Here is a 1,248-nt window from a genome sequence, read left to right as displayed (position 1 = left end):
GTGTTCTACAACCGGAAGCGGCGCCACTCCGCCCTGGGCTACGTCAGCCCAGTGGAATACGAGCGGAGGGCCGCAACCAAGAGGCTGGCAGCGTAGTCAACCTGTCCACCGAACCGGAGCAGGCCCAGAGCGCACACCCCGTTTGGACTGGGCCGGACTGCTGAAAAGGACGTTCGCCCTAGATGTGTTCGCGTGCTTGAGGTGTGGTGGCAGGCTTAAGGGTGGTGGCGTACGTGAAGGGAGCAGGTGGGGTGAGAGCGATTCTGAAGCACCTGGGGTTGCCCACGACGGGTGCGCACCTAGCCCCTGCGCGAGGGCCGCCCCGGAGCGCGGGTGTTGAAGCTCAAGCCGCCACAGCCAGCCAAGACCCGCGCCCCTCCTGGGAAAGCGGCTGGGCGGGGCTGGCGTGTGTCTGCTGGAGATGAATGGCTTCCGCGCCGGCACGGAGTGCGGCTCGTGGGCCAACCGTCAGCATCCCTCACCTTCCGCCCTGCTCCCGCCCGCTACGCCCAAGAGGGCTCCTGTCCTTCCCATGCTCTCCCGCCCGCTACGCCCAAGAGGGCCCTGTCCTTCCTATGCTCGGGGCGTGCGCGGGGAGGACCTCGTGCGCCAGCCGCTCGCTCAGGAACACCACCAGGCGGTCCAGCACCGGCGCCACGACCTCCATCGCGGCGCCGGTGCTGGCCTCTTCCGGAAAGAGGCGCAGCATGCCGCCGTGCTCCGGCCGCCAGTCCGCGTTGGCGTACCAGATGGCGGTGAGCCTCCGGTTGGCCTGGCCCGGGAAGGCATCGCGGTGGCGCGCGTAGTGCGCACCACCAGCCGTGTAGCAGGCGAGCTGCACATCGAAGCGACCCAGACCCAGGTACGCGCTCGCGGACACGGCGTCACCCAGTTGCTGGATGCGCAACCACAGCGCCTCCAGTTCGGGGGCCGCGCCGGGCAGCATCCATTCGATGTGGTCTCCGCGCACGGAGGTGTCGAGCGCGTGATCCGAGCCGCGCTGGATGCCCGCGGGCTTGAGCGAGCCCGCCTCCACGCGCGCCAGCGCCGCGGCCCGCACCGCCAGGGCCCGGTCCTGTCCGAGAAAGCCGTCCCACACGAAGTACCCACGCGAGCCCAGGTGTCGTAGCTCGGCGTAACAGGTCCTCCGGAGTTCGGCGAACCCGGTCGGGGTGAGTTCGGCCAAACCGGTCCGCACCGGTTCGGCCAAACCGGTCCACTCGGGTGTCCGCCGACAGGCCACGCTGC

The 1,248-nt window shown here is 69.7% G+C and carries 2 protein-coding genes; one reads left to right on the top strand and one right to left on the bottom strand.

Going from position 1 to position 1,248, the window contains the following annotated elements; translation table 11 throughout:
• Nucleotides 1-96 (top strand): IS3 family transposase, encoded by a 96-nt coding sequence (locus D7X99_RS44800; RefSeq protein ID WP_367303451.1) that lies wholly within the window; start codon nt 1-3, stop codon nt 94-96.
• 451 nt (nt 97-547) lie between these two features.
• Here D7X99_RS44800 and D7X99_RS41900 read toward each other — a convergent pair whose 3' ends face one another.
• Nucleotides 548-1,243 (bottom strand): 2OG-Fe(II) oxygenase, encoded by a 696-nt coding sequence (locus D7X99_RS41900; RefSeq protein WP_233614232.1) that lies wholly within the window; start codon nt 1,241-1,243, stop codon nt 548-550.
• Between the last annotated feature and the right edge of the window lie 5 nt (nt 1,244-1,248).

The sequence above is a fragment of the Corallococcus sp. AB032C genome (assembly GCF_003668935.1).
Taxonomy (GTDB): domain Bacteria; phylum Myxococcota; class Myxococcia; order Myxococcales; family Myxococcaceae; genus Corallococcus; species Corallococcus exiguus.
Note: the sequence above shows the minus strand (reverse complement) of the source record. Positions and strands in the feature narration are given on the sequence as shown.